The organism is Streptomyces sp. NPDC046900 (genome assembly GCF_040644975.1).
GTDB lineage: Bacteria > Actinomycetota > Actinomycetes > Streptomycetales > Streptomycetaceae > Streptomyces.
On the sequence record NZ_JBEYXD010000038.1, the window covers coordinates 47,686 to 72,875 of the forward strand.

Annotated in this window: 24 protein-coding genes and 1 riboswitch; of the genes, 10 read left to right on the forward strand and 14 right to left on the reverse strand. The window is 70.8% G+C overall.

Going from position 1 to position 25,190, the window contains the following annotated elements; genetic code table 11:
• Positions 1-7: 7 nt before the first annotated feature.
• On the reverse strand, positions 8-658 hold the full coding sequence (locus ABZ904_RS29935) for a cysteine hydrolase (RefSeq protein ID WP_361000383.1): 651 nt from the start codon (positions 656-658) through the stop codon (positions 8-10).
• Between the two features lie 135 nt (positions 659-793).
• Between ABZ904_RS29935 and ABZ904_RS29940 the strand changes: the two genes are divergently transcribed.
• Positions 794-1,261: a pyridoxamine 5'-phosphate oxidase family protein gene (locus tag ABZ904_RS29940; protein WP_361826699.1), complete on the forward strand. Its 468-nt coding sequence runs from the start codon at positions 794-796 to the stop codon at positions 1,259-1,261.
• A 24-nt stretch (positions 1,262-1,285) separates the two neighbouring features.
• On the opposite strand, the gene ABZ904_RS29945 is transcribed toward ABZ904_RS29940, so the two are convergent.
• The gene (locus tag ABZ904_RS29945; RefSeq protein WP_361826702.1) at positions 1,286-2,194 is read right to left on the reverse strand and encodes a LysR family transcriptional regulator; all 909 of its coding nucleotides are present in this window, start codon (positions 2,192-2,194) and stop codon (positions 1,286-1,288) included.
• A 74-nt stretch (positions 2,195-2,268) separates the two neighbouring features.
• Between ABZ904_RS29945 and ABZ904_RS29950 the strand changes: the two genes are divergently transcribed.
• Positions 2,269-3,360 (forward strand): DMT family transporter, encoded by a 1,092-nt coding sequence (locus ABZ904_RS29950; RefSeq protein WP_361826705.1) that lies wholly within the window; start codon positions 2,269-2,271, stop codon positions 3,358-3,360.
• Here the strand turns inward: ABZ904_RS29950 and ABZ904_RS29955 are convergent.
• Positions 3,357-4,688 carry an aminotransferase class I/II-fold pyridoxal phosphate-dependent enzyme gene (locus ABZ904_RS29955; RefSeq protein ID WP_361826708.1) on the reverse strand — a complete coding sequence of 444 codons (1,332 nt, stop codon included), beginning with the start codon at positions 4,686-4,688 and terminating at the stop codon, positions 3,357-3,359. The genes ABZ904_RS29950 and ABZ904_RS29955 overlap by 4 nt on opposite strands.
• 36 nt (positions 4,689-4,724) lie before the next feature.
• Between ABZ904_RS29955 and ABZ904_RS29960 the strand changes: the two genes are divergently transcribed.
• Together ABZ904_RS29960 and ABZ904_RS29965 are read left to right on the forward strand one after the other, a co-directional pair.
• Positions 4,725-5,411 carry a pyridoxamine 5'-phosphate oxidase family protein gene (locus tag ABZ904_RS29960; RefSeq protein ID WP_359398292.1) on the forward strand — a complete coding sequence of 229 codons (687 nt, stop codon included), beginning with the start codon at positions 4,725-4,727 and terminating at the stop codon, positions 5,409-5,411.
• A complete protein-coding gene (locus tag ABZ904_RS29965; RefSeq protein ID WP_361826711.1) occupies positions 5,411-6,043 on the forward strand; it encodes an FMN-binding negative transcriptional regulator in 633 nt (210 codons plus the stop codon). The genes ABZ904_RS29960 and ABZ904_RS29965 overlap by 1 nt, the downstream gene beginning before the upstream one ends.
• A 42-nt stretch (positions 6,044-6,085) precedes the next feature.
• Here the strand turns inward: ABZ904_RS29965 and ABZ904_RS29970 are convergent, their stop codons facing one another.
• From ABZ904_RS29970 to ABZ904_RS29980, 3 genes are all read right to left on the reverse strand, one after another.
• On the reverse strand, positions 6,086-7,036 hold the full coding sequence (locus tag ABZ904_RS29970) for an EamA family transporter (RefSeq protein WP_361826714.1): 951 nt from the start codon (positions 7,034-7,036) through the stop codon (positions 6,086-6,088).
• A 178-nt stretch (positions 7,037-7,214) separates the two neighbouring features.
• Positions 7,215-8,219, reverse strand: coding sequence for an EamA family transporter (locus tag ABZ904_RS29975; RefSeq protein ID WP_359398286.1), 1,005 nt, complete (start codon positions 8,217-8,219; stop codon positions 7,215-7,217).
• Positions 8,220-8,298: 79 nt separating this feature from the next.
• Entirely contained in the window at positions 8,299-8,874 is a 576-nt protein-coding gene (locus tag ABZ904_RS29980; protein ID WP_361826718.1) for a Clp protease N-terminal domain-containing protein, read from the reverse strand.
• Positions 8,875-9,152: 278 nt separating this feature from the next.
• Here ABZ904_RS29980 and ABZ904_RS29985 point away from each other — a divergent pair, with 278 nt between their 5' ends.
• Positions 9,153-9,581, forward strand: coding sequence for an SRPBCC family protein (locus tag ABZ904_RS29985; protein WP_359398282.1), 429 nt, complete (start codon positions 9,153-9,155; stop codon positions 9,579-9,581).
• Between the two features lie 73 nt (positions 9,582-9,654).
• Here the strand turns inward: ABZ904_RS29985 and ABZ904_RS29990 are convergent, their stop codons facing one another.
• Positions 9,655-10,302 carry a PadR family transcriptional regulator gene (locus tag ABZ904_RS29990; RefSeq protein WP_359398280.1) on the reverse strand — a complete coding sequence of 216 codons (648 nt, stop codon included), beginning with the start codon at positions 10,300-10,302 and terminating at the stop codon, positions 9,655-9,657.
• A gap of 204 nt (positions 10,303-10,506) precedes the next feature.
• On the opposite strand from ABZ904_RS29990, the gene ABZ904_RS29995 reads away from it, so the two are divergent.
• Complete coding sequence (locus tag ABZ904_RS29995; protein WP_361826722.1) at positions 10,507-11,871, forward strand: hypothetical protein; 1,365 nt, start codon at positions 10,507-10,509, stop codon at positions 11,869-11,871.
• A 246-nt stretch (positions 11,872-12,117) separates the two neighbouring features.
• Positions 12,118-12,927 carry a PhzF family phenazine biosynthesis protein gene (locus tag ABZ904_RS30000; protein WP_359398276.1) on the forward strand — a complete coding sequence of 270 codons (810 nt, stop codon included), beginning with the start codon at positions 12,118-12,120 and terminating at the stop codon, positions 12,925-12,927.
• 76 nt (positions 12,928-13,003) lie between these two features.
• On the opposite strand, the gene ABZ904_RS30005 is transcribed toward ABZ904_RS30000, so the two are convergent.
• Together ABZ904_RS30005 and ABZ904_RS30010 are read right to left on the reverse strand one after the other, a co-directional pair.
• Entirely contained in the window at positions 13,004-13,804 is an 801-nt protein-coding gene (locus ABZ904_RS30005) for a type II CAAX endopeptidase family protein (protein ID WP_359398274.1), read from the reverse strand.
• Positions 13,805-14,068: 264 nt separating this feature from the next.
• Complete coding sequence (locus ABZ904_RS30010) at positions 14,069-15,586, reverse strand: glutamate--cysteine ligase (protein ID WP_359398272.1); 1,518 nt, start codon at positions 15,584-15,586, stop codon at positions 14,069-14,071.
• Positions 15,587-16,125: 539 nt separating this feature from the next.
• On the opposite strand from ABZ904_RS30010, the gene ABZ904_RS30015 reads away from it, so the two are divergent.
• Positions 16,126-16,716: a hypothetical protein gene (locus ABZ904_RS30015; protein WP_361000357.1), complete on the forward strand. Its 591-nt coding sequence runs from the start codon at positions 16,126-16,128 to the stop codon at positions 16,714-16,716.
• A gap of 394 nt (positions 16,717-17,110) precedes the next feature.
• Entirely contained in the window at positions 17,111-17,317 is a 207-nt protein-coding gene (locus tag ABZ904_RS30020; protein ID WP_351231908.1) for a DUF5999 family protein, read from the forward strand.
• Between the two features lie 95 nt (positions 17,318-17,412).
• Here ABZ904_RS30020 and gcvP read toward each other — a convergent pair whose 3' ends face one another.
• Positions 17,413-20,298, reverse strand: coding sequence for an aminomethyl-transferring glycine dehydrogenase (gene gcvP / locus ABZ904_RS30025; RefSeq protein WP_361826727.1), 2,886 nt, complete (start codon positions 20,296-20,298; stop codon positions 17,413-17,415).
• A gap of 177 nt (positions 20,299-20,475) precedes the next feature.
• A riboswitch (glycine riboswitch) is annotated at positions 20,476-20,571 on the reverse strand.
• Between the two features lie 114 nt (positions 20,572-20,685).
• On the opposite strand from gcvP, the gene ABZ904_RS30030 reads away from it, so the two are divergent.
• Entirely contained in the window at positions 20,686-21,057 is a 372-nt protein-coding gene (locus ABZ904_RS30030; RefSeq protein WP_359398265.1) for a PRC-barrel domain-containing protein, read from the forward strand.
• 110 nt (positions 21,058-21,167) lie between these two features.
• Here the strand turns inward: ABZ904_RS30030 and ABZ904_RS30035 are convergent, their stop codons facing one another.
• The 4 genes from ABZ904_RS30035 to ABZ904_RS30050 all read right to left on the reverse strand — a co-directional run bounded on the left by ABZ904_RS30035 (position 21,168) and on the right by ABZ904_RS30050 (position 25,161).
• Positions 21,168-22,574, reverse strand: coding sequence for a DNA polymerase IV (locus ABZ904_RS30035; protein ID WP_361826731.1), 1,407 nt, complete (start codon positions 22,572-22,574; stop codon positions 21,168-21,170).
• 55 nt (positions 22,575-22,629) lie between these two features.
• The gene (locus tag ABZ904_RS30040) at positions 22,630-23,304 is read right to left on the reverse strand and encodes a MerR family transcriptional regulator (RefSeq protein WP_361826734.1); all 675 of its coding nucleotides are present in this window, start codon (positions 23,302-23,304) and stop codon (positions 22,630-22,632) included.
• Positions 23,305-23,847: 543 nt separating this feature from the next.
• Positions 23,848-24,321 (reverse strand): bifunctional nuclease family protein, encoded by a 474-nt coding sequence (locus ABZ904_RS30045; protein WP_004002801.1) that lies wholly within the window; start codon positions 24,319-24,321, stop codon positions 23,848-23,850.
• An 84-nt stretch (positions 24,322-24,405) separates the two neighbouring features.
• Entirely contained in the window at positions 24,406-25,161 is a 756-nt protein-coding gene (locus ABZ904_RS30050; protein ID WP_359398259.1) for a MerR family transcriptional regulator, read from the reverse strand.
• Between the last annotated feature and the right edge of the window lie 29 nt (positions 25,162-25,190).

The window sequence follows — 25,190 nt, forward strand, 5'->3', positions numbered from 1 at the left end:
CGCCCGCTCAGGCCCCCGCCGCCCGGCGCCGCGGCCCCAGGCACGCCAGCACCTCGTCGGTGGTCACGATCGTGGCGACCAGCGCGAGAGTGTTGCGGATCATCGCGGGGGTGTAGTCCGAGGGCACCCCCGCGATGGCGTCGGCGGGCACGACGGCGCTGTAGCCGCGGTTGACCGCGTCGAACACCGCGTTGGGGATCGCGACGTTGGCGGAGACGCCGGTGACGACCAGGGTGCGGCAGCCCAGATTGCGCAGCAGCGCGTCGACCTCCGTGCCCGCCAGCGGCGACAGGCCGTGCAGCCGGCGTACGACGAGGTCCTCTTCCGTCACCTCGATGGGTGCCGCCACACGTACCGCAGTGGTGCCGGACAGCTGCTGCACCGGGAGCCGCTCGGCCGCGCGGAAGAGGCGGGCGTTGCGGTTCGCGCCCCGGCCGTCCGGGCGGCGCTCGGCGATCGCGTGGATCACCTGCACCCCGGCTTGGTGCGCGGCGGCGACCAGCCGGGCCACATGGGCGAGAGCGCCCGAGGAACGCGCCTCCGCGGCGAGTTCGGGCAGCGCGCTGTCAGGGCCCACGACGCCGTGCTGGCACTCGACGGTGAGCAGCACCGTGGTCCGGGGATCGAGGAGTTCGCTGAGCACTTCGTACGACGGCATGGCTCCCCTTGTCGTCGACGGCCGGGAGCGGCGAGGGTAGCGGCCATTGCGGGTGGAAGGAAGACACCTCATTCTTTTCTGACGTGATGTCAGAGGATCTCTCTGGCACGACGTGGGAGAAGAAGAGGGGGACCCATGACCGACACTCAGCGCCGGGGCCGGAAGATCATGATGACACCCGGTGAGCTGGACGAATTCCTCGCCACCCAGCGCACCTGCCGGGTGGCGACCGTGTCGGCCGACGGCGCCCCGCACGTGAGCGCGCTGTGGTTCGCCTGGGACGGCACCTCGCTGTGGCTGTACTCCGTCGTGCGCAGCAAGCGCTGGGCCGATCTGCACCGGGATCCACGGATCGCCATCGTGATCGACACGGGTGAGGAGTACGAGCAGCTCAGGGGTGCCGAGCTGGCGGGCGTGGCGAAGTTCGTGGGCGAGATCCCCCGCACCGGGGAGCTGTGCGCCGAGCTCGACGCACCGGAGACCCTGTTCGCGCGGAAGAATTTCGGCCTCGAGGAGATGCCGTACGACGGGCGACACGCATGGATCCGGTTGACGCCGCAGAAGATCGTCACCTGGGACTTCCGCAAACTCGGCTTGCGTTGAGCCCGCCGGCGGGCTTGGCCCAGCTCACCCGGCCGCCACGGCCCGTCCTGCCACCCGCAGCGCCTCCACCGCCGCCCGGATCGACGGGCGGCGGTCGGCGTCCGCCCGCCACACCACGTAGACGTGCCGTCGCACCCGCTGCCGCAACGGCACGGTCACGACCCCGGCAGGCATCGGATTTCGCCCGAGCAGGGGCGCGATGCACACGCCCAGACCGGCGGCCACCAGTCCCAGCTGGGTGTGCGTCTCGGCGGCACGGTGGCCGATGCATGGCTCGACGCCCTTGGAGCGCAGGGTGAACATCAGCCACTCATGGCAGAACTCGCCCTCTCCCCAGGTGATCCACTCGTCGTCCGCGAACTCCCCGAGATCCACCTCCGTCCGATCCGCGAGCCGGTGCCCCACGGGCATCGCCACATCCGCCGGATCATCGAGGATGGCCGCCTTCACCAGGCCTTCCGGAAGCGCCATCGGCTTGTTGTACCAGTCGAGGACCACCGCGAGATCGAGGTCGCCGCGCACCACCCCGGCGACTCCGGCCTCGGGTTCGAGCTCACAGGAGCGCAGCCGCAACGCGGGGTGCCCGGCGCGCAGCTCGGCCAAGGCGGTCGGGAAGAGACCGCGCGCGGCGGTCGGGAAAGCCGCCAGCCGCAGTTCGCCGGCCACCTGCCCGCGCTGCGCCTCCAGATCGGCCTGGGCCAGTTCGACCTGCGACAGGATGCGTGACGCGTGATCGGCGAGCAGCCGGCCGGCGTCCGTGAGCCGCACCCCCCGGCCGTTCTTGGCAAGGAGCTGTTGCCCCACCTCCCGCTCCAGCTTGGACATCTGCTGGGAGACGGCCGACGTCGTCACATGCAGTCCCTCCGCCGCACCGCTGACCGAGCCGTGCCGGGCGAGGGCGTCGAGGGTGCGCAGGCGCTCCAGGTTCAACACATAAGCAATGCTACGAGGTATCGGCAGCGAATTCTCGATTGTTCTAAGAGGTTGTCTGCGCCATTGTTACGGTCATGAGCACCGTCGCCGCCCGACCGTCCGAAACCGCTCCCACCGCTCCCACCGTCACCCCGCACCGCCGGGCTGCCCTGGACTGGCGGATCCGCTTCGGTGTGCTCTCGCTGATCTGGGGCTTCAGCTTCCTGTTCATCAAGGTGGGCACCGAGGCCTACGCCCCCTTCCAGGTCACGCTGGGGCGTCTGGTTTTCGGCACGGCGGTGCTCGCGGCGGCGATGGCCGTGAAGCGTGAGCGCCTCCCGCGCGGCGCCCGCACCTGGGGCCATCTCGCCGTCGCCGCGTTCCTGCTCAAAGCGCTGCCGTTCTCGCTGTTCGCCTACTCGGAGCTGACGATCCCGTCCACGCTCGCGGGGATCTGCAACGCGACCTCGCCTCTGTGGGGCATGGTGCTGTCCCTGGTCGCGCTCTCCGAGGACCGGCCCACGCGCCGCCGGGTCGCAGGACTCGGCATCGGCTTCCTGGGCGTCCTGACGGTGCTCGGCGCTTGGCAGGGCTTCCACGGCCTTGACATGACGGGCACGGCGATGGCCCTGCTGGCCTCGCTCAGCTACCCCGTCGGCTGGATATACGTACGCCGCACCCTCGCGGGCGCCGGCCCGTCCCATCTGTCGTTGACCGGCGCGCAGTTGCTCCTGGCCACCTTCCAACTGGCCCTGGTCACCCCGCTGTTCACCAGCATGCCGAGCCGCTTCCCGCTCGTCCCGCTCCTCGCGGTCGCGGCGCTCGGCGCTCTCGGCACCGGACTCGCCGTCCTCCTCCAGTACGGTCTCGTCGCCGAGGTGGGGCCGACGACGGCGCAGATGGTCACATACTTCATCCCGGTCATCGCCACCGCGGCGGGCGTCGCGATCCTCGGCGAGTCGCTGACCTGGTCGACACCGATCGGGGCGCTGATCGTCCTGGCGGGAGCGGCCCTGACCCAGGCCAGGCCCAAGATCCAGCGCACGGGAACGGCACCGACGCAGGCCAGGCCCAAGACCGAGCGCACGGAAGCGGCCCGGCCGGGACCGGACGTGGCACCGGGCAGGATCGCGCCGGAACCGGACGTCAGCCGGATGGAGAGCGGCCCCGGAGCGACGGACCGCTAGACGTAGCTCCGGGCGGGGGCGGGGCCCAGGGCGGCGGCCACCGCTTCCGCCAGGGACTCGGTCTCGTCCGGTGTCAGCGTCGAGACGGTGATCCGCATACCGGGCGGCGCGCTCATCCGGTAGCGGGCGCCGGGGGCGACGGCCCATCCCGCATGCAGCAGCCGCGCGACCGCGCCCGTCTCGTCCGGCACGGGCACCCACACGTTCAACCCGCTGCGCCCCCGGGAAGCGACACCGCGTTCCGCGAGCCCGCCGATCAGCGCGTCGCGACGTCGGCCGTACTCCGCCGCCACCGCGCGGGCGTCGAGGGAACCGTCGGCCCACAGCCGCACCACGGCCCGCTGCAGGATCAGGCTCACCCACCCCGGCCCGAGCCGCTGCCGCCCGCGCACCCGGTCGAGGGTGACGTCGTCCCCGGTGAGCACGGCGAGCCGCAGATCCGGCCCGTACGCCTTGGCGACCGAGCGCACGAACGCCCAGTGCCGGGTGGCACCGGCGATGGGGTGAAGCGGGACGTCGACGATCCCGTGACCGTGGTCGTCCTCGATCAGCAGCGTCTGCGGGAACTCGCGCAGCACGGAACGCAGGGCACGCGCGCGGGTGGCGCTCACCGCGGCCCCGGTCGGGTTCTGGGCCCGGTCCGTGACGATCAGGGCACGCGCCCCGGCCTCCAGCGCTTCGCGTACGCCGCCGGGAAGCGGCCCTTCGTCGTCGACGCCGACCGGAACCGTGCGCAGGCCGAGCGCCGGGATGAGGTCGAGGGTCCTGCCCCACCCGGGATCCTCCACGGCGACGCTGTCGCCCGGCTTGAGGTGGGCCGCGAGCACCCGCTCCACGCCGTCGAGGGAACCGGAGACCACGGCGAGCGGCCCGTCCGGCACTCCGTCGGCGTCGAAGGCCGACCGGGCGACACGTGCGAGATCCGGTTCCACGGCGACATCCCCGTAGAGCACCGGCTCCGTGTCGCCCTGCGCCGCGGCCGCCGCGAACGCCGGGGCCAGCGGTGGCAGCAGCGCCGGATCCGGATTGCCGCTGGACACGTCGCGCACACCCGCGGGCACGTCCACCCGGATGTGGTCCCGGCCCGTCGTGGCGGGCGCGGGCCGCACCCGGCTCCCCCGGCGCCCGGCGGTCTCGATGACCGCCCGTTCACGCAGGATGCGGTACGCGGCCGCGACCGTATTGGGATTCACGCCCAGCTCGACCGCCAACTCCCGCATGGGCGGCAGGAGTTGACCCGGCTCCAGCTTTCCCGTACCCACCGCACGCTCGACGCTGGCCGCGATCTCGACTGCGCCCCGCCCTTCGATCGGATATCCTCCTAGCACAAAGCATATTTTGCACTAGTGCAAGAGGGAGCGCAAATGCACGGGACCCACGAGCCGGCGTCGTCGCGCGCCACCGCCTATGCACCCACCGATCGCACCGTCCCCACGCGCTCCGCGCACCGGGCGTCGTACGACAAGGAGCTGGTGCACGCGATACTCGACGGGGGCTATGTGTGCCACCTCGGCTTCGTGCGTGACGGTGCACCGGTCGTCCTGCCCACGCTGTACGGCCGCATCGGTGAACGTCTCTACGTCCACGGCTCGACGGGCTCGCGTCCCCTGCGGATGACGGGCGAGGCCGACCCGGGGCTCGCCGTGTGCCTGACGGTGACGCACGTCGACGGCCTGGTCCTGGCCCGCTCGGCCTTCCACCACTCGATCAACTACCGGTCCGTGGTGGTGCACGGCGTCGCCTACCAGGTCGACGACCCGGAGGAGAAGCGGATCGCCCTGGACGCGGTGGTCGACCAGGTCACACCCGGCCGCTCGCGCGACTCACGGCCCGCCAACAAGAAGGAGCTGGCGGCCACCGCCGTGATCCGCCTCGACCTGGACGCGGTCTCCGCCAAGGTGCGCACCGGCGGTGTCAGCGACGAACCCGAGGACCTCTCGCTCCCCCACTGGGCCGGCGTGGTCCCGGTCCGCACCGAGTACGGCGCCCCGGTTCCCGACCCCGACCTCGCGCCCGACACCGGCCTTCCCGACTACCTGGCGGTGCTGTGATGCTGATCCACCCCTGGGACGCACCGCAGGACGACGCCGAGTGGCAGCGTTGGCTGGTCGGCCGCGACTTCGGACAGCTCGCGGTGAACGGTCCGGCGGGCGAACCGCCGTACGTCCAGCCACTGCATTTCGCCTACGACGTGGACCGCGGCGAGGCGGTGGCCCATCTGGCCCGTCCGAACCCGCTGTGGCCCGCCCTGGAGGCGAACCCGGAGGTGCTGCTGAGCGTGGTCGACGACTATGTGTTCGTGCCCGGCCCCTGGCAGGCACCGCCGGACGGCCCGTCCGAGAACGGTGTGCCCACCAGCTTCTATGCAGCGGTCCAACTGCGCTGCACCGCCCGTGCCGTGGACGATCCCGCCGAGAAGGCGGAGCTGCTGAACCGTCAGACGCACCACTTCCAGCCGGAAGGCGGGTCCGCCCGGGCGGCGGTGGGTGAGGCGCCCTACGGCCGCCTGCTGTCCGGCATCCGCGGCCTGCGGCTCGAAGTGACGGGTGTCCGGGCGAAGTTCAAGTACGCCGGACGGAAACCCGAAGAGATCCAGGACCGCATCGCCGCCGGACTGTCGATGCGGAACGGGCCGCGCGACGAGGTCGCGCGCGAGCATCTGCTGCGCAGGCGCGGGGAGTGAGCCGGGGTGCGGGGCCCGGTGCCGGACCCCGCACCCACCGATTCACACGAGAACGGGCTCGTCCTCGGGCATGTGCTCTCCGCGTGCCTCCGCCATCGCGAGCCCCGTGACCGAACCGAGCATCAGCGCGGTTCCGACCGCCGTCGCCGCCGTGAGCCGCTCCCCCAGCAGGACGACGGCGAGCACCGCCGCACTGACCGGCTCGAGCAGCATGATCACGGACACGGTGGCGGACCGTACGACGGCCGCCCCCGCGAAGTAGAGGGCGTAGGCCAGGGCCGTGGGCACCGCCGCGATGTACGCCAGCAGCCACAGGACGGCGCCCGGTTGCGCGGTGTGCGGCAGCAGCCCTTCCCGGAGGGCGAACGGCAGCAGGCAGAGGCTGGTGACCGCGAACGTCGACACGGTCCCCGCGGACACGTCGGCCCCGCCGTCACGGCCCCACCATCGGGTGAGCAGCGTCATGGCGGAGTAGCCGAGCGCCGACACGACCGCGAGCAGCACGCCCCAGGGGCGTACCGTCGCACCGCCGCCGCCGAACACGAGCACACCCAGCCCGGCGAGCGCCCCCGCGACGGCGATCAACCCGCCGCGGCCGAGCCGCTCCCCCATGGTCAGACGGGCGCCGAGTGCGATGAGCACCGGCCCCGCGCCGAGGGTGACGACGGTCGCGACGGCGAGTCCGGTGGCGGCAACGGCCCCGAAGTAGGCGGTCTGGAACACGGCGAGTCCCACACCGGTGGCACCGGCCCGCAGCGCCCTGCGGCCGAACGGCTCGGACGGGGCGGTCCGGGCGCCAGGGCGCAGGAGCCGGACGGCGACCAACAGGACGAGCCCGGCCGCGCAGCGCCAGAAGGACAGGGCCACCGGGCCCATGTCACTGACCTGGTAGACCAGGGAGGCGGCGGCGCCCGCGGTGCCCCACGCGGCACCGGCGACGATCAGATAGAGGAGGCCTCGCCCGACGGGCAGACCGGAGGCAGCATTCGACACGAATTCTCTCCGCAGATGAGCAGAAGTTCGGGAGGGAACCCCGGAACACCGGGGCCCGTGGACTTCTTCTGCGGGCAGCACCGTTCCGCCCGGCGACTCGCCGGGCGCATGTCCGGAGGGCCCGCCTCAGGCGGCCGGAGGCGGAAGAACGCGTGCGTCGGAATGCATGGTCGGCACCTTATGCGGCCGTTCCGCGGATCGACAACTCCCTTTCGGCACCACCGCCGGCCACCGGCTCGACGGAGACCTTCGCGGGCGCCGACGACTGGGCTATGAAGGCGCCGACCAGGACGACCGCACCACCGGCGATCTGCGGCGCCGACAGGTGCTCGCCGAGAAGCACCCAGGCCAGGACGGTCGCGATGACGGCTTCGAGGCAGGCCACGACACCTGCCACCTGCGGCGAGAGCCGGCGTACGGACACGACGCCCGTGACGTAGGCGAGCACCGTGGCGATCAGGACGATCCAGACGATCAGCGCGACGGAGGGTACGGATGTGCCGTTCATGTGCGCGGTGCCGGCCAGGACGGACCAGTGCATGCCCCAGGGGCGGGCGACGACCGTCAGGACGGCCGCCCCGACGAGCAGTCCGTACGCGATGACGCCGAGCGGGTCCGGGGCCGCGTCGCCCGCCTCGCTCCCCTGGTCGGACAGGACGAAGTAGCCGACCTGGCAGCAGGCTGCGCCGAGCGCGAGGGTCAGGCCCAGGGCGTCGAAGCTCAAGCCCGACCACACCTCCACGACACAGGCGAGACCGCCGACCGCGAGCACCACGCCGATCACTGCGGCACGCGTCACGGGCCGCCGCTGCACGACACGCACCCAGCCGAGCACGAGTGCGGGTGCGAGGTACTCGATGAGCAGGGCGACGCCGACCGGGATACGGGAGAGTGCGGCGAAGTAGCAGGCCTGGACACCGGCCACGGCGAGCAGGCCGAACCCGGCGAGCAGTGCGGGACGGCGGCGCAGCAGCGCGCGGTGGCGCACGGCGAGCGGCAGCATGACCAGCGCGGCGCCCGTGACCCTCAGCCACACCACGTCGAGCGGGTCCAGCCCCGCCTGGATCAGCGGCTTGGCCGCGACTCCCGATCCGCCGAAGGCGACCGCCGACGCGAGGGCGAGCCCCAGCCCGACGCCCTTGCCGCGGTTTCCCTGATTCCCCTGAGACGTATGCACCGGCACATGATGACAGGCGACGACATGAGCGTCACCCCTGAATGCACCTGTCTCAGAAACTGGACCCCGCCCGCCGTGGGCGTGCTCATCCCCCCGTGTCCCACCGCACCTGCGCCTGGCGGCCGGCCTCCACTTCCCCCGCGTACTCGCGCACCGCGCCGGCCGCCTCTATCCGCGCCGGAAGCGTATGCACGTCCACGCCCGCGCGGCCGAGGACCTCCACGGCCCGTGAATCGAGGTCCGCGACGATCGCCGCGAGGAGGTCGAGCCCCCGCGCGCGTCTGTCGCCACGTCGCGCCGCGCGCCCGTAGGCCGCGTCCAGGGCGCTGGCCGCCGCCGGTGACCAGCCCCCGGGCTCATGCAGCACCGGTATCGCGCCGGAGTCCTCGACCGTGCCCTGCCAGCGCAGCCCGTAGCCGATCGCGCGCTGGACGAGATAGCCCAGGAGCCGTGCGATCTCGAGGCCGTCGAGAACGGCGTGCACCTCGGGGTCGGACTCCAGCAGGGTGTGCAGAAGATGAGCCGTGTCGACCTGCCGGTCCCCGTCCCGCAGCGCCCTTCTGCGCGCACCCGAGACCGCCGCCGCGAGCTCGTCGGTGAGCCGGACACCGAGGTGCGAGCCGCGTTCCGCGGGCGTCCGATGGGAAGGAGAGGGTGACACGTGTACCACCTCATCAGCCCCATCGGCGCCTGACATCCCCGGCGGGCAGCATTTCCGTGTCCGACGCAGGTTGTGCACCACCGGACGCTTTCTCCTCCTTGCGGATGACGTCGCCGCGGACGCCCCGGACAGCCACGCACTTCCGCACCCGGAAATGCAGCACTTCAACTCCACCTTTTCTGACGGTTCATCAGTATTGAATGTTCCATGGTCTGCGGCTACGTTCCGCGACACCGGAGCTGCGCCAGGCGCAGCACCCGACACGAAGGGGTGGCCGCATGGCCGAAGTCAGCGCGGAAGCGCGCATCGAGGCGCCCACCGAGAAGGTGTGGGCCCAGCTCACGGACTGGCCGGCATACGGCGAGTGGAACGCGACCCACACGAGCTTCCCGAAGGGCGGCCCCGAGAAACTGGAGGTGGGAGGGACCTTCGAGGAGAACATGAAGCTCATGGGCTTCCCGGCCGAAGTCACCTGGACCATCGACGCACTGGAGCCGGGGCGGGTCCTGGCCATCCGAGGCAAGGGCCCGATGGCGGTGAACGTCGCCACGCGCTACACGCTGACACCGGACGGCGAGGGGACCTCGGTCCGCATCGACGGGGAGTTCACGGGCGCGGCGGTCTCCCTGATGGCAGGCAAGCTGAAGGACTCCGCGACGGCCGCGCTCAACGAGTCGCTCCGCAAACTGGGCGCGCTGGTGTCCTGATCGGGCTACCCGAACCCGAAGGCGCCCCGCGGAGCTGATTCCACGGGGCGCCCTGCGCTCTCCCGACCTGCCGTCAGCTTTCCTCGGCGAGGATCAGGTACAGCTTCTTGCGGGCCTCGTTGATGACCGCCAGGGCCTTGTCGCGCTGGTCCTTGTCGCCGGTCTTCCAGACCTGGCTGAACGCCTCCATCAGGCCGACACCGGCCTGCCGGATCTCGTGCAGCGCCTCCCAGTCCACGCCGCGCGAGGCCTCTTCCCAAGGGGCCTCGGGACCCTCGTCGGCCGCGGCACGGCCTTCCTCGGTGAGCGAGAAGAGCTTCTTGCCGCCCTCGCTCTCACTCGCGATCAGCCCCTCGTCCTCCAGCAACTGGAGAGTGGGGTAGACCGAGCCCGGGCTGGGCTTCCACGCCCCGCCGCTGCGCTCGGCGATCTCCTGGATCATCTCGTAGCCGTGCATGGGCCGGTCTTTGAGGAGAGCCAGGATCGACGCGCGTACGTCGCCGCGCCGCGCCCTCCCCCTCGGTCCTCCCCTGCCGCGTCCACCCCAGGGGCCGCCCGGGCCGAAGAATCCGGGCCCGCCGAAACCGGGGCCACCGTGCCCACCGGGACCAAAGGGCCCGAAGGCTCCACGCATGCCCTCGAAGCCGCCCTGAGCGTGATGACCGGGTCCGCCGCGGTGTCCGCGCCGTTCGAATCCGAAGTCCTGTCCATGAGTACGCATCGCGATCACACTCCATTCCATCGTTGATCTGTCGCGATATCTCAACGATATATCGGAACGAGGGACGCGGCAAGCCCCTTCCGAAGAGGAGACGGATGTCCTGTCGCAGCGAAGTTTGGTGAGTCTCAGCGGAGTTTGACGGGTTGGACTTTGACCAGTGACAGGTGCGGGCCGTGTCGGTGGTGAGGGCTAGGGTGCGCTGTCGTGGACGCTGCTGATCTTGACTACCGGGCCCGGACGTTGACGGGCTGCATTCCTCCGCTGCTGGTGGCGCGGCTTCTCGAACTCGGTCATGAGCGGGAAGTGGAGTTCCAGGCCGGCCGCGGGGAGTGGTTCTGCGCGTTGGAGTGGGCACGGCTGCTCGGGGACCGGGGCCAGCGCGAGCGCGCGTTGGATGTGCTCGCTCCGTACGTCGCCATGAACTGGTGGCCGGCGGCCCGGGCCCGGGCAGAGCTGCTGGAGGGCTACGGCCGGGTGGAGGAGGCGATCACGCTGTCCCGCCCGTACGCGGAGGCCGGGGACCGGCTGGCGCTGGTCTTCTTCGCGCGCCTGCTGGCACGCCACGGCCGCAGCGGCGAGGCGTTCATGCTGCTGCGCGCCGGGATCCAGGACTGGTTCCTCGCCGAATGCCTGGTCGACGTCGCCGAAGCAGCGGGCCTGGACGAGGAGGCGGCGGCCCTGTTGGCGGCCCGGGTAGAAGCAGCGGTCCCCGCTTGCGACGACCCCGACTGCGACAACCTCCGGTTGGAACCGTTCAACGCAGTCGCCCTGCTCGCCGCCGTCCGGGAACGCCAAGGCCGCATCGAGGAGGCGATCGCCCTGCTGCACACCCGCGGCTCCACCTCCGTCAACGGCCGCGACCAGCTGGCCGACCTGTTGGCGAGGCACGATCGGGTCGCGGAACTGCGCGCGTACGCAGCTTCCGAGTACCACGGGCACGCCGTGGAGCGCCTCGCCGAAGTGCTGGACGAACGCGGCGACGTGGAAGGCGCGATCGCCGCCTACCGGACATTCGGTGCCACGCCGGACGGCATGTGGCATGTGGCCGTCCCGCTGTCCCAGCTGCTGGTCCGGCGCGGACGGGGCGACGAGGCGATCGAGGTGATGCGCGTGCTCGCCGAACGCCCCGGCGGCGCGGAGGACTGGATCGTCCACACGCTGTGCACCCTGTACGCCGACCACGGCCGGGCCCAGGACGGCCTGGCCCACCTCGACGCCCTCAAGGCTCGCCGCGGCGGCGAGGAGGACTGGGACTTCTTCCGGATGCGGCTTCCGCTCATGGCCGACTGCGGCCTGCTCGATGAAGCGATCGAGCAGGCACGGGCGCACCCCGAAGGCGACACCTGGTACGCGGCCTGGGCCCTCTCCGACCTGCTCGCCGAGGCCGGCCGCACCGAGGAAGCCGCCGCCGTCCTCGAACAGCACCCGACCTTCAACAGGTCTCTCCGTGCCGAGCGCCTCATCGACCTCGGCCGCATCGAGGACGCTGTACGAGTCCTCCAGCAGCCGAGGACCAAACCCACCACACTCTCCTGGGACGGCGCCTACTCCACCGAACCACCGTTCTGACACTGCGCACTCCGGACCCCGCCCGCTGGTGGGGGCCACGGTCAAACCTCGTTGAGACTGGTCGAACTTCGGTGAGACGGGTCAACGGAAGCTGTGCTCCGCGCACGGCGCGCAGCTCGGAGTCCGCGGCTGCGGGCGGGCAGCACCCTTGTTGTCGTTCTGTCGGCCGAAGGCGCCGCGGACGTGGTCCAGACAGCCCGAATTGGCCCTTGGCCCGGCCCGCCCGTCGCCCTCTACCGTCGGCGCATGCGGATTCGAATCGTCGACGCCTTCACCGACCGGCCCTTCGCCGGCAACCCCGCCGGTGTCCTCCTCCTCGACGCCTTCCCGGACGACGCCTGGCTCCAGGACGTGGCCCGCGAGGTCAACCACGCCGAGACCTCGTTCGCCCACCGCCTGCCCGAGGGCGACGAGGCCGACTGGGCGCTGCGCTGGTTCACTCCCGCCACCGAGGTGGCCATGTGCGGTCACGCCACCCTGGCCACCGCGCACGTGCTGCACACCACGGGCGCCCACGAGGGTCCCGTACGGTTCGCCACCCGCAGCGGCGTGCTCACCGCGGAGCCCCATGCGGACGGTTCCGTCGGGCTGGACTTCCCCACCGCGCCGCTCACCCGGATGGAGATCCCCGAGGGCGTGGCCGAAGCCCTCGGGGCCGAGCCCCGCACCGCTTTCGACACCGGCCCGAACGTGGGCGACCTGCTCGTCGAACTCACCGACGAGAAGACGGTCCTGGGCCTCACCCCCGACCACAGGTCGCTCGGCCGCCACTCGGCGCGCGGCATCATCGCCACCGCACGCGCCGAGGATCCCTCCCGGGGATACGACTTCGTCTCGCGCTGCTTCTTCCCGAACGTCGGCATCGACGAAGACCCGGTCACCGGCAGCGCGCACACCGCCCTTGCCCCCTACTGGTCCGAGCGTCTGGGCCGCCCCGACCTCACCGGGCTGCAGGCCTCGCCCCGCTCCGGCCGGGTCCGCACGGAACTGCGGGGCGACCGGACCCTGCTCGTCGGCCGGGCGGTCACCGTCATCGAAGGCGAGCTGCTCGTCTGACCCCCGGACCGGGGGTGCACGATTCCCGCGTGTGCCCCGGCCCGCACGCTTCCGCACGGCCGCTGCGCGGTAGCCGTCACGCCGTGGGCAGCCAGCCCACCTTGCCCGCCAGCAGCGCGTACCCGACGAACGCCCCGATGTCGAGCAGCGAGTGGGCCACCACCAGCGGGCCGACCCTGCCCCAGCGCCGGTACAGGTAGACGAAGACGACCCCCATCACCATGTTGCCGAAGAACCCGCCGATGCCCTGGTAGAGGTGATAGGAGCCGCGCAGCACCGAGCTGGCCACCAGGGCCGTGCCCGGCGTCCAGCCCAGCTGGCCTAGTCGCCGCAGCAGATAGCCGACGACGATGACTTCCTCGAGCACCGCGTTCTGCACCGCGGACAGGACGAGCACCGGGTACTTCCACCACACGTCGGGCAGCGCCTCGGGCACCACGGTGAGGTTGGCACCGAAACCACGGGCGGCCAGATAGAAGGCGATGCCCGTGGAGCCGATCACCGCGGCGATCGCCGCTCCGCGCCCGAGGTCCGGCCACCGCCGCGTCCGGTCGAAGCCCAGCGTGCGCAGCGAGGCCCCCTCCCGCAGCAGGAAGTGCGCGACGAGCGCGACGGGCACCAGCGCCGTCGCGATCCCGAAGAGCTGCCAGGCAAGATCCAGCCAGGGGCGGCCGGGTGCCGCCGAGGCGTTGAGTGTGGCGGCCTGATCCTTGAGACCTCCTGGTTTGGTGACCGATCCGACAAAGCTGATCAGCGCGGATACGCCGCTCGCGCCGAGCGAGAGCGCCAGAACCAGCAGCGTCTCGTCCCGCAGAATCCGTCGCGTCGGCCGCTCCGTCGTCGAAGAATCGGCCACCGATCCTGCCTCCACCTGCACTCCCGCCTCCCGCTGAGCAGTCCCGTCCGACCCCCATCTTCACCCCCTCCGGGTCTCGAAAGAAGTGACGAAGATCGTGCGTGACGGGCATGGGGGCCGTACGCAGACATACGGGACGCGGATCGACGCGCAGATCGACGTACGGACGCCAGGTGGATCGCAAGGGCGGCCAGGGCTCAGCGCGGGTCACCGGCCGCCCCGCGGACCCACCCGGGACCTCGTCGGGATCGTGCGGGCGGCGGCCGGTGACCGGTGTGCGGCGGGTCAGCCCAGCAGCACCGGTTCCGCTAACCCGACCGGCCAGGTGTGCACCGGCTCGCCGCTGTTCATCAGTTCGCAGTACCGGCGGGTCGTCTCGGCGAGCGCGGCGTCCCGGTCAAGACCCTGTTCCAGGGCCCGGTGGAAGCTGGCTGCCTGCCAGCTCGCGCCGTTGACCCTCAGCCGGCACCGCTCCTCGATCACTCCGAGGTAGAGGTCCCGGTCGGCCGGCTCGACACCCCACGCGTCGAGTCCCGCCGCGGCGAGCGGGAGCAGTTCGTCGCGTACGAGGTCCACGGCGTCCACCTCGGTGATCCCCCCGTAGCGCCCGCGCCGCGGCCACTGCAGACGCGCATCGATGCCGTACCGGCAGGCCGCGTCGAAGTTGGCCGCCGCGGCCTCGAACGGCAGCCGGGTCCATACCGGCCGCTGGTCCTCCGCGAGGGCACGGACGACGCCGTAGTAGAAGGCCGCGTTCGCGATCACGTCGACGGTGGTGGGGCCGGCGGGCAGCACCCGGTTCTCCACCCGCAGATGCGGGACGCCGTCCGCGATGCCGTACACAGGCCGGTTCCAGCGGTACACCGTGCCGTTGAGCAGGACGAGTTCGGCGAGCTTGGGCGTGCCGCCCTCGTCGATGACGCGCAACGGGTCCTCGTCGTCGCAGATCGGCAGCAGCGCCGGGAAGTAGCGCAGGTTCTCCTCGAACAGTTCGTACGCGGATGTGATCCAGCGCTCCCCGAACCAAGTGCGCGGTCGCACGCCCTGCGCCTGCAGTTCGGGCGGCCGGGTGTCGGTGGACTGCAGGAACAGCGGCGGCCTGGACTCGCGCCACAGTTCACGCCCGAACAGGAACGGGGAGTTGGCGCCGACGGCGACCTGCGCCGCCGCGACGGCCTGTGCGGCGTTCCACACGTCCGCGAAGCGCCCCGGGGTGACCTGGAGATGCAGCTGGACGGATGTGCAGGCGGCCTCCGGCGCGATCGAGCGCGAGGTGCACTCCAGCCGCTCCACCCCGTCGATGTCCAGCCTGAAGTCCTCGCCGCGCGCTGCGACGATCTGGTCGTTGAGCAGCCTGTACCGGTCGACAGCCGAGAGATTGGAGGAGACCAGGTCGTCACGGTCGAGGGTGGGCAGAATGCCGATCATCACGATTCCGGCATCGACCTCGCCGGCTTTGCGGTCGGCATAGGCGAGCGAGGTGCGCAGCTCTTCGGCGAGCCGGTCGAATACACGTCCGCCCAGCGCGTGTGGAGCTATGTTGACTTCCAGATTGAACATGGCGAGTTCTGTTTGGAAATCCCGGCTGGCAATCCTTTCCAGCACTTGCGCATTCAGCATTTTCGGCATGCCGTCGGATCCGACGAGATTCAGTTCGATCTCCAGACCCATCAGGTTCTTCGGCCTGTCGAACCGCTTCTCCTCCAGCAGTCGCGCCAGTCCCTCCAGACACTGCCTGAGCTTGCCGCGGTAGCGCTGGCGATCGGACAGGTCGAACGGCCCCGCCACGACCTTCTCTCCCATCGAAGCGTCCCTCCTGTGATGGGTAGGCCGACGTTCCGGCCGCTGCTGTCCCGGGTCTCGGTGGATGATGCCCCGGCAACGCGATCGATAACGTCCCGCACTCGGGCGGTCGCACGGTAGGCTGATGGCCGATGCCGTCCGGCACATTCACGGGGCATGGCGCATTGAGCAGTTTCACGGCGCAACCACGTCGTGAAAAACGCCGACGAGAATCGGCCTGCCGCTACGGGCGAGTATTCCGAGGTCACGGCTGTCGGGCCCGAGCAGCACCGGGACGAATCCCGCTTATCGCCGACCGAATATCTCCTTGTTCGTCATACGCGGGACGACTAGATGAAACACTGCATGAACGCGCGTCATATAAACTTTCGGCACGGGGTAGAGAGTTGGCACTCGCGGTCCTGAGTCTGTCGTCAAAAGCGTCGCCATTCGTCCGGGCACCATCCCCCGCCCCTCGGACCCCGAGAGCTGACAGCGCCGTCCGCCCGCCCCACCACGCCCTCGCGCCACCATGCCTGTCGAATGAGAGGCGACCCACCATGCAGTTGCACGTCCCCCCGGCTCCCGCGCCCGCCCTCCGCTCCGTCCTCACGGCCCTCGGTTCCCCCACCGCGGTCCGCGAGGCTGTCACCCCGTCCCTGCGCACCGCCCAGGGACCCGTCACACCCGAACTGCCCCTGCCGGTGCATGCGCTGGACCGGATCACTCCGGCCGGCGCGTCCGCCACCCGGCTCGCCGGGTGGCGATTCCTCATCCGCTCCGGCGACCGTGCCGTGGCCGCCGCCGAGACGATGCTCACCCCCGACGGCTGGGCGTTCTCCCACTTCTTCGAGGGTCCCTATGTCGCCTCCACCGAACGGGCCCTGCGCCAGGCGGAGACGATGACCCAGCCCTACCAGGCACGGCTGCTGTCCGTGCCCGAGCTCTACATGCTCACCCTGTGGCTGCACGGCGACTGCACCGCCGACGGCGCGACGGGCCACCCGGCCGCGACCGACCTGCTGGTGCCGCTCGCGCCGGCCCCGCCCGGCATCGCGGCCCATCGCGCGCACCGGGTCGCCGATCTCCTCCCGGTGCTGAACCTCCGGATCACCCGGGGCCCGCTGCTCGGCTCGCCGACGCCGGCCTAGCCCCGCCCGTTCGTGCCCCGCTGCCGCAGAAGGCCGCGGGGCACGTCGTGTGTCCGGGTCGCCGACACGCCCGGACGGCCGTTGCTCATTGGTGCTCCACAACGCTCGTACGAGGGACAGCGCGCTGGTCGGGCGCCCTTGACTAGCCCCTTCCGACCATCGCGAACCACCTGAAGTGACCCTCGAGTTGGACTGAACCGTCCGCGCGGGTGACGCGTCATGAACCTGTGAGGAGCGGTGCTGCGAAATCCCTGCGGATTGACGTCCGTAGGGCAACACTGGGTCCAGACCGATGCTTCACGACGGGGGAGCGGCCATGAACGACTCGACGAGCCGCAGGACAGACACGACAGCCAACCCACAGATCACGACAGAGCGAAAGATCCCATCCACCATGTGCCAGCACCAGCCACCGTGCCCGACCGCCGAATCCGCCGACCGGGAGTCCGCCCGTCTCGTGGCGCACCACCCGGAGCAGGGATGGAGCCTGCTGTGCAACGGCGTTCTGCTGTTCGAGGACACCGGTGAGCTTCTGCCCGACGGTCAGATCATCGCCCCGCACCGCCCGATGGGCACCGACCAGGTGATGACCGCCGCCTGAGGCAGGCGCACAAGGGGCAGCCGTTGCCCCGCATACAAGGGGGCCGGCCCGGAGACGAACGCTCCGAACCGGCCCCGACGCATGTCGGAGGGTGATTACTCCTCGTAAGCGTCCAGCGGCGGGCAGGAACAGACCAGGTTGCGGTCACCGAAGGCCTGGTCGATGCGGCGTACCGGCGGCCAGTACTTGTCCGCAGCCGAGACACCGGCCGGGAAGACGGCCTCCTCGCGCGCGTAGGCGTGCTCCCACTGCCCGCCGAGCGCAGCGGCGGTGTGCGGAGCGTTCCGCAGCGGGTTGTCCTCGGCCGGCCACTCGCCCGAGCCGACCTTCTCGATCTCGGCGCGGATGGCGATCATCGCGTCGCAGAACCGGTCGATCTCGGCGAGGTCCTCCGACTCGGTCGGCTCGATCATCAGCGTGCCGGCCACCGGGAACGACATCGTCGGCGCGTGGAAGCCGTAGTCGATCAGCCGCTTGGCGACGTCGTCGACGCTCACTCCGGTCGCCTTGGTCAGCGGGCGCAGGTCGATGATGCACTCGTGGGCGACCAGGCCGCCCGGACCGGTGTACAGCACCGGGTAGTGGGGCTCGAGGCGCTTGGCGATGTAGTTGGCGGACAGCACGGCCACCTGCGTGGCCTGCTTGAGGCCCTCGCCGCCCATGAGCCGGACGTACGCCCAGGAGATGGGCAGGATGCCGGCGGAGCCCCAGGGGGCGGCGGAGATCGGGCCGACACCCGTCTCGGGGCCCGCCGCGGGCTGCAGCGGGTGGTTCGGCAGGTACGGCGCCAGGTGCGCGCGGACGCCGACGGGGCCCACGCCGGGACCGCCGCCGCCGTGCGGGATACAGAACGTCTTGTGCAGGTTGAGGTGCGAGACGTCACCGCCGAAGTGACCCGGCTTGGCGAGGCCGACCAGCGCGTTGAGGTTGGCGCCGTCGACGTACACCTGGCCGCCGGCCTCGTGGACCGCCGCGCAGATGTCCGCGACGTGCTCCTCGAACACACCGTGCGTGGACGGGTACGTGATCATCAGCACCGAGAGCTCGTCGCGGTACTGCTCGATCTTGGCCCGCAGGTCCGCGATGTCGATCTCGCCGTCCTCGGCGGTCTTGACGACGACCACCTTCATCCCGGCCATGACCGCGCTGGCGGCGTTGGTGCCGTGCGCCGAGGAGGGGATGAGGCAGACGGTGCGCTGCTCGTCACCGTTGGCGCGGTGGTAGCCGCGGACCGCGAGCAGACCCGCCAGCTCGCCCTGGGAGCCGGCGTTGGGCTGGAGGGAGACCTTGTCGTAGCCGGTGACCTCGGCGAGCCGCTCCTCCAGCTCGCGGATCAGCGTCAGGTAGCCCTGCGCCTGCTCGGCGGGTGCGAAGGGGTGCAGCTGACCGAACTCGGGCCAGGTGACCGGCTCCATCTCGGTGGTCGCGTTGAGCTTCATGGTGCAGGAGCCCAGCGGGATCATGCCGCGGTCGAGCGCGTAGTCCCGGTCCGCCAGCCGGCGCAGGTAGCGCAGCATCGCGGTCTCGGAGCGGTGCTGGTGGAAGACCGGGTGCTTGAGGTAGTCGTCGCTGCGGACCAGGCTCTGCGGGAGTGCGTCCCCGGCGCCGGCGTCCAGCGCCTCGATGTCGCCCTCGACGCCGAAGGCGGTCCACACCGCACCGAGCTGGGCCCGGCCGGTCGTCTCGTCACAGGAGACGGACACATGGTCGGCGTCCACGAGGCGCAGGTTGACCCCGCGCTCACGCGCGTCGGCGACCACCGCGTCGGCACGGCCCGGGACGCGCACGGTCAGCGTGTCGAAGTAGGCGTCGTGGACGACCTCGACACCGCCGGCCGTGAGACCCGCGGCGAGTATCTCGGCGTAGCGGTGGGTACGGCGCGCGATGGTCCGCAGACCCTCGGGGCCGTGGTAGACGGCGTACATCCCGGCCATCACGGCGAGCAGCACCTGGGCGGTGCAGATGTTGCTCGTCGCCTTCTCGCGGCGGATGTGCTGCTCGCGCGTCTGCAGGGCGAGCCGGTAGGCCTTGTGCCCGTCCGCGTCCACGGAGACGCCCACGAGCCGGCCCGGCAGGCTGCGGGCGAACTTCTCGTGCACGGCCATGTAGCCGGCGTGCGGGCCGCCGAAGCCCATCGGCACGCCGAAGCGCTGTGTGGTCCCGATGGCGATGTCGGCGCCCAGCTCACCGGGCGAGGTCAGCAGCGTGAGCGCGAGCAGGTCGGCGGCGACGGTGACGACCGCGCCCAGCTCGTGCGCCTGCTCGATGAGCGGCTTGATGTCGCGGACGGCGCCGGAGGCGCCCGGGTACTGGATCAGTACGCCGTTGATCTCCCGCTCGGCCACCTCGGCCGGGATGCCGTCGCTGAGGTCGGCGACGACGACCTCGACGCCCGTGGGCTCCGCGCGGGTCTGGATCACCGCGATGGTCTGCGGCAGCGCGTCCGCGTCAACCAGGAACAGGCCCTTCTTGTTCTTGCCCATACGCCGGGACAGCGCCATCGCCTCGGCGGCGGCGGTCCCCTCGTCGAGCAGCGAGGCACCGGAGGTCGGCAGGCCGGTGAGGTCGGCGACCATGGTCTGGAAGTTGAGCAGGGCCTCGAGCCTGCCCTGGGAGATCTCGGGCTGGTACGGCGTGTACGCGGTGTACCAGGCCGGGTTCTCCATCACGTTCCGCAGGATCACCGGCGGAGTGAAGGTCCCGTAGTAGCCCAGACCGATCATGGAGTCGAGGACCTGGTTGCGGTCGGCGAGGGAGCGCAGCTCGGCCAGCACCTCCGGCTCGGTGCGGGCGCCCGGCAGGTCCAGTGCGTCGGCGTTCTTGATCACATCCGGGACCGCGGTGGCGGTGAGCTCGTCGAGGGAGCCGTAGCCGACCTGGGCGAGCATCTTGGCTCGCGCCTCCTGGTCGGGCCCGATGTGGCGCTGCTCGAAGGGCGTCCCCCGTTCGAGCTCGGAGAGCGGAATGCGGTGGGCGGTCATGCAGAGGCCTCCTGGTCTGACGCGACCTTCGAGGGGTACCCCGGCGCGGGTACCCCGACGGCCTCCCCCTCTGTCATCTCAAACCTGAGAGCTTCACCGGTCCGCCCGAGGGCGCTCCGATTTTCACCGTCGGTGAGAGCGGAAGCCGTCGACACCCGCCCTGCTTTCCAGAGTGACCTCGTCCGTGCGGTACGTGTGCCTGAGAGATTCCGGGGAGGGTTTGCTCCTTCGGCGCCTCCGGTTCACTCCGGAGGACTCTCCCGCACGGGGTCAGCAGCCGCTTGCCAGACTACCAGCGGGAACAACAAGACAACCCTCGAGTGGCCGCCTGGCTCATTGTGCTCTTTTGTAGTGCTTACGGATGCGTTGCGACCAGTTGGAGGGACCGTGAAGACCGATATCGATCCGCGGAATCTGATCGGCCGCAAGGCGTTCGACCGCAATGGGAACAAGATCGGCACGATCGACGAGATCTATCTCGACGACGCGACCGGAGTACCGGAGTGGGCGGCCATACGGACGGGCCTGTTCGGCAGGGACGCGTTCGTCCCCCTGGAGCCCAGCGAGCTGGTCGAAGGGGCCCTCTACGTGCCTTTCGAGCGCTCCCTGATCAAGGACGCCCCTGACTTCGGCGTCGGGCGCCATCTCTCCCCCGAGCAGGAGCTGCAGCTCTACCACCACTACGGTCTGGACGTGGCCTCACCGCCGCCCGCGCACGACCGCGACTTCGGGCATCTCGCGGGGACCGAGGAGACCTGAGACCGCCCGTCCGGACCAACCCGCGCCGGCCATCCTGGAGCGCGGTGCCCCTGGCGGACCTCACTCGCCCCGGCGGGCGGCCATGACGGCCCGGGTCTGCAGGGGCCCCGTCACGCTTCCGCCCCGGACGGCGCCGTCCCAGGATCGGGATCCGCGACTTCCGGGCTTCGGGCTACCAGAGGCAGAGGATCCGCCGGCTCGAGGCCCGGGTCGTCGCTCCGGAACGTACGGACCCGCCCCGGCTGCGAGTCAGGCGTCTCGAACCGTACGGTCACCCGGCCGAGACCGCTGCCCTGCACCCACCCGTGCCCGTACTCGGGGTGGCGCACGTCCTGACCTGCTCGCCAGACGTGCTCCGAGGGCGCCGGCGGCTCCTGCTCGGCGGGTTCCGGTACCGCTTCCTCCGCCTGCGCGCGATCGTCCCCGCCCGCCTCGGCCGCCGCCAGGTGAGCCTGGGCGAACAGGTCCTCCTGCGTGTAGTCGGCCAGTCCGGTGACGCCGACGCCGAGCAGCCGTACGCCGCCGGTCGTGTCCACGGCCTCCAGCAGCCTCGCGGCGGCCTCCCGCACCACCGATGGATCGTCGGTGGGCCCGCGCAGGGTCTCGGAACGGGTCAGGGTGGAGAAGTCGTACCGCCGCACCTTCAGCACGATCGTGCGGCCCGACAGACCGGCGCCCCGCAGCCGGTGCACACACCGGTCGGCGAGCCGCTGCACCTCCAGGGCGACCCGGATCCGGTCGTGGATGTCCACGTCATAGGTGTCCTCGACCGACACCGACTTGGCCTCCCGCTCGGCCACCACCGGCCGCTCGTCCTGCGCGAGCGCCATGGCGTACAGCGCCTGCCCATGGGCCTTGCCCAGCAGTCGCACGAGCTCGTCCTCCCCCGCCTCGGCGATCTCGTCGACCGTAGTGATCCCGGCCCGCCGCAGATGGTCCCCGGTGGCGGGCCCGACGCCCGGCAGCGTGCGCACCGACATCGGTCCGAGCAGCGCGCGCTCGGTACCCGGCCGTATGAGCACGAGGCCGTCCGGCTTGGCCTGCTCGGAAGCGATCTTGGCGAGCATCTTGGAGGCGGCGAGCCCGACGGAACCCGTGAGCCCGGTGACGGCCCGGATGTCGGTGCGCAGCTTCATTCCGGCGAGCCGCGCGGATTCCTCGTCCCAGGCCGTTCCCCCGGCCTCCAGGTCCACGAACGCCTCGTCCAGGCTCAACGGCTCCACCAGCGGCGACAAGGCTCTCAGCAGCCCCATCACCTGCTCGCTGATCTCCCGGTAGAACGTGAAGCGCGGGATCAGATACGCGGCGTTCGGCGCGAGCCGGCGTGCCTGGGCCATGGGCATCGCCGAGTGCACCCCGAAGGCCCGGGCCTCGTACGAGGCAGTGGCCACCACTCCGCGCGGCCCCAGTCCGCCCACGACGACGGCCTTGCCTCGCAGGCTCGGCTTGGATGCCTGCTCCGCCGAGGCGTAGAAGGCATCCATGTCGAGATGCAGGATCGTGGGCACGGCTCTCACATGTCCGATGCTGCCCTACGCCACTGACATCTCGGCAGCGATGAGCCGGCGCGGCTCAGACGGCCCGGTTGCGCCGCTTTGCCAGCTCGTCGGCGGGGTTGTGCCCGACGAGGGTCTCCCCCGTGTCGACCCGCTCCCCGTGCAGTTGCGACAGCGCGCTCTCCACGTCCCGCCACACCACGCCGACGGCGATGCCGAAGATGCCCTGACCGCCCTGGAGCAGAGCGTGGACCTCGTCCGGTGAGGTGCATTCGTAGACGGTGGCGCCGTCGCTCATCAGCGTCATCCGCTCCAGGTCGCGGAAACCGCGCTCCCGCAGGTGCTGGACGGCGGTACGGATGTTCTGCAGGCCGACGCCGGTGTCGAGGAACCGCTTGACGATCTTCAGGACGACGACGTCCCGGAAGCTGTAGAGCCGCTGTGTGCCCGATCCGTATGCCGGGCGCACGCTCGGTTCGACCAGGCCCGTCCTGGCCCAGTAGTCCAGCTGGCGGTAGGTGATGCCCGCGGCAGCACACGCCGTGGGACCGCGATAGCCGATCTGCTCGGAAGCCACCCCTCCGTCGTCCGGAACGGCCGTGGGCCGGGGAGAGGGAGGGTCGGTCGTGCTGCTGGGATGGGGGTACCCCCTGCTCGGACGGAGCCGAGAGCTTGAGGAAGGGTACGGGCCGCTGTCCCCCAGACTGTGTCCGGGGGCACCCCCCGCCGTACCGCCGCCGCTGATTCTCACGCCGACCTCCGTCCTTGACCTGCCTTCTCGACGGTAGGCAGTCACCAGGGGTGCGTCAACGATCGCCACACTCGGCACGCCGAGTGATAATCACCCTAGGAGTGGTTTTCCGTGCCCTTCCGCGGGGAAAGGCTAGCCGAATGCTCTAGCGGGTGGGCCTCACAAGTGGCACTGGCCGCAGGCATGTGCTACTTCCCGGGCGCGCCGCCTCGGCTCGCTCCCCACTTGACGCTTTGAAGGCCGGACGCACTCACGCCTCCCTGATACCAAGGCTCAGCGCGCTTCACGCTGCGCAGTCACAAGGCTCGGCATGACAAGGACGGCGTCTCGTCTCGCTGTGCGTGCCACAACCGGATGCCGGTCTGTCCTGGAGGCTCCGCGGTTCGTCCGAGCACTCGTGCGATCCGCTCTAACGCTCCGGCGCATCCACGCCGCGGGCCCGCGCGCACTGCGCCGGTTCACTGCTCCCGTCCGCCCCGGGGCACACATCGCAGCCCGGCCGTCGATCGGCACGCACGGCCGGCCGACGCTCCGCCGGCACCGTCACTGGCTGCTCGTCCCGAAGTCCTCGGGAGAGATCTGGTCGAGGAACTCCCGGAACTTCTCGACCTCGTCCTCCTGCTCGTCCGGGATCGCGATGCCCGCGTCGTCGAGCACACCGTCGCTGCCGTAGATCGGCGTCCCGGTGCGCAGTGCCAGCGCTATGGCATCGGATGGGCGGGCACTCACCTCGACACCGCTGGCGAAGACCAGCTCCGCGTAGAAGACGCCCTCACGCAGATCCGTGATGCGCACTTCCGTGAGCTCCTGGCCGACGGCCTCCAGCACGTCCTTGAACAGGTCGTGGGTCAGCGGTCGTGCGGGAGCCATGCCCTGCTGGGCGAACGCGATGGCCGTCGCCTCCCCGGGGCCGATCCAGATGGGCAGGTAACGGTCGCCTCCCACTTCGCGCAGGAGCACGATCGGCTGGTTGGAGGGCATCTCGACCCGGACACCTACGACATCGAGCTCGTTCACACAGCAACCCTAGGCCGTGCCCGGGACGTTTGGGTAGTCGGGCACAGAACGGCCCACCTATCTGCCGACGGCGAACACCCCCGCTCAGGGCAGCCGCAGGCCCAGAGCGGACTGCACCAGCGCCGCGTGCAACCGCACCGCCAGCCCCGCCAGCTCCTTGGTGCGTGCCTCGGCATGTGCCCTGGTCTGGGGGTTGCGATGGCGCCGCAGCGGGGCCACCACCTGGTCCACCAAGCCTGCGTCGCGGTCCGCGGCGGCCTTCATGACCCGCAGATGCCGGGGCTCGATGCCATGCCTGCCCAGTTCGGCCACCAGAGTGGCCACCGTGACCGTCTCGGCGTCGTACATCCCGTCGGGGAACGGCGCCACGAGGCCGTACGACTCCCATTCCTCGAGCTGCTCCGCGCTGATCCCCGTGACCTTCAGCAGCTCGCCCCGGCCGATGCGCATCGCCGCGGAGGCCTCGGGCTCGCCCAGGACGTCCCCGAGCAGCTCGCCCTCACCCGTGTCACGCGAACGGCCCAGGGAGGGCAGCCGCACCTCCTCGCCCCGTTCCAGGGCGTCCAGATGCTCACGGATGATCTTCAGCGGCAGGTAGTGGTCCCGCTGCATCTTCAGCACCTGACCGAGGCGCTCGACGTCGTGCGCGCTGAACTTTCGGTATCCCGAGGGGGTGCGCTGTGGCTCGATCAGCCCCTCGGTCTCCAGGAAACGGATCTTCGAAATCGTGACTTCGGGGAATTCCTCGCGCAACACGTTCAGCACGGTGCCGATACTCATCAGCCCGCTGTCCGTGGCGGCGGTACCGCTGTCGGCACCGCCGCTCGGTGTGTGAAGCATGGACCCTTCCCTGGCGGGGGACCCTGCCC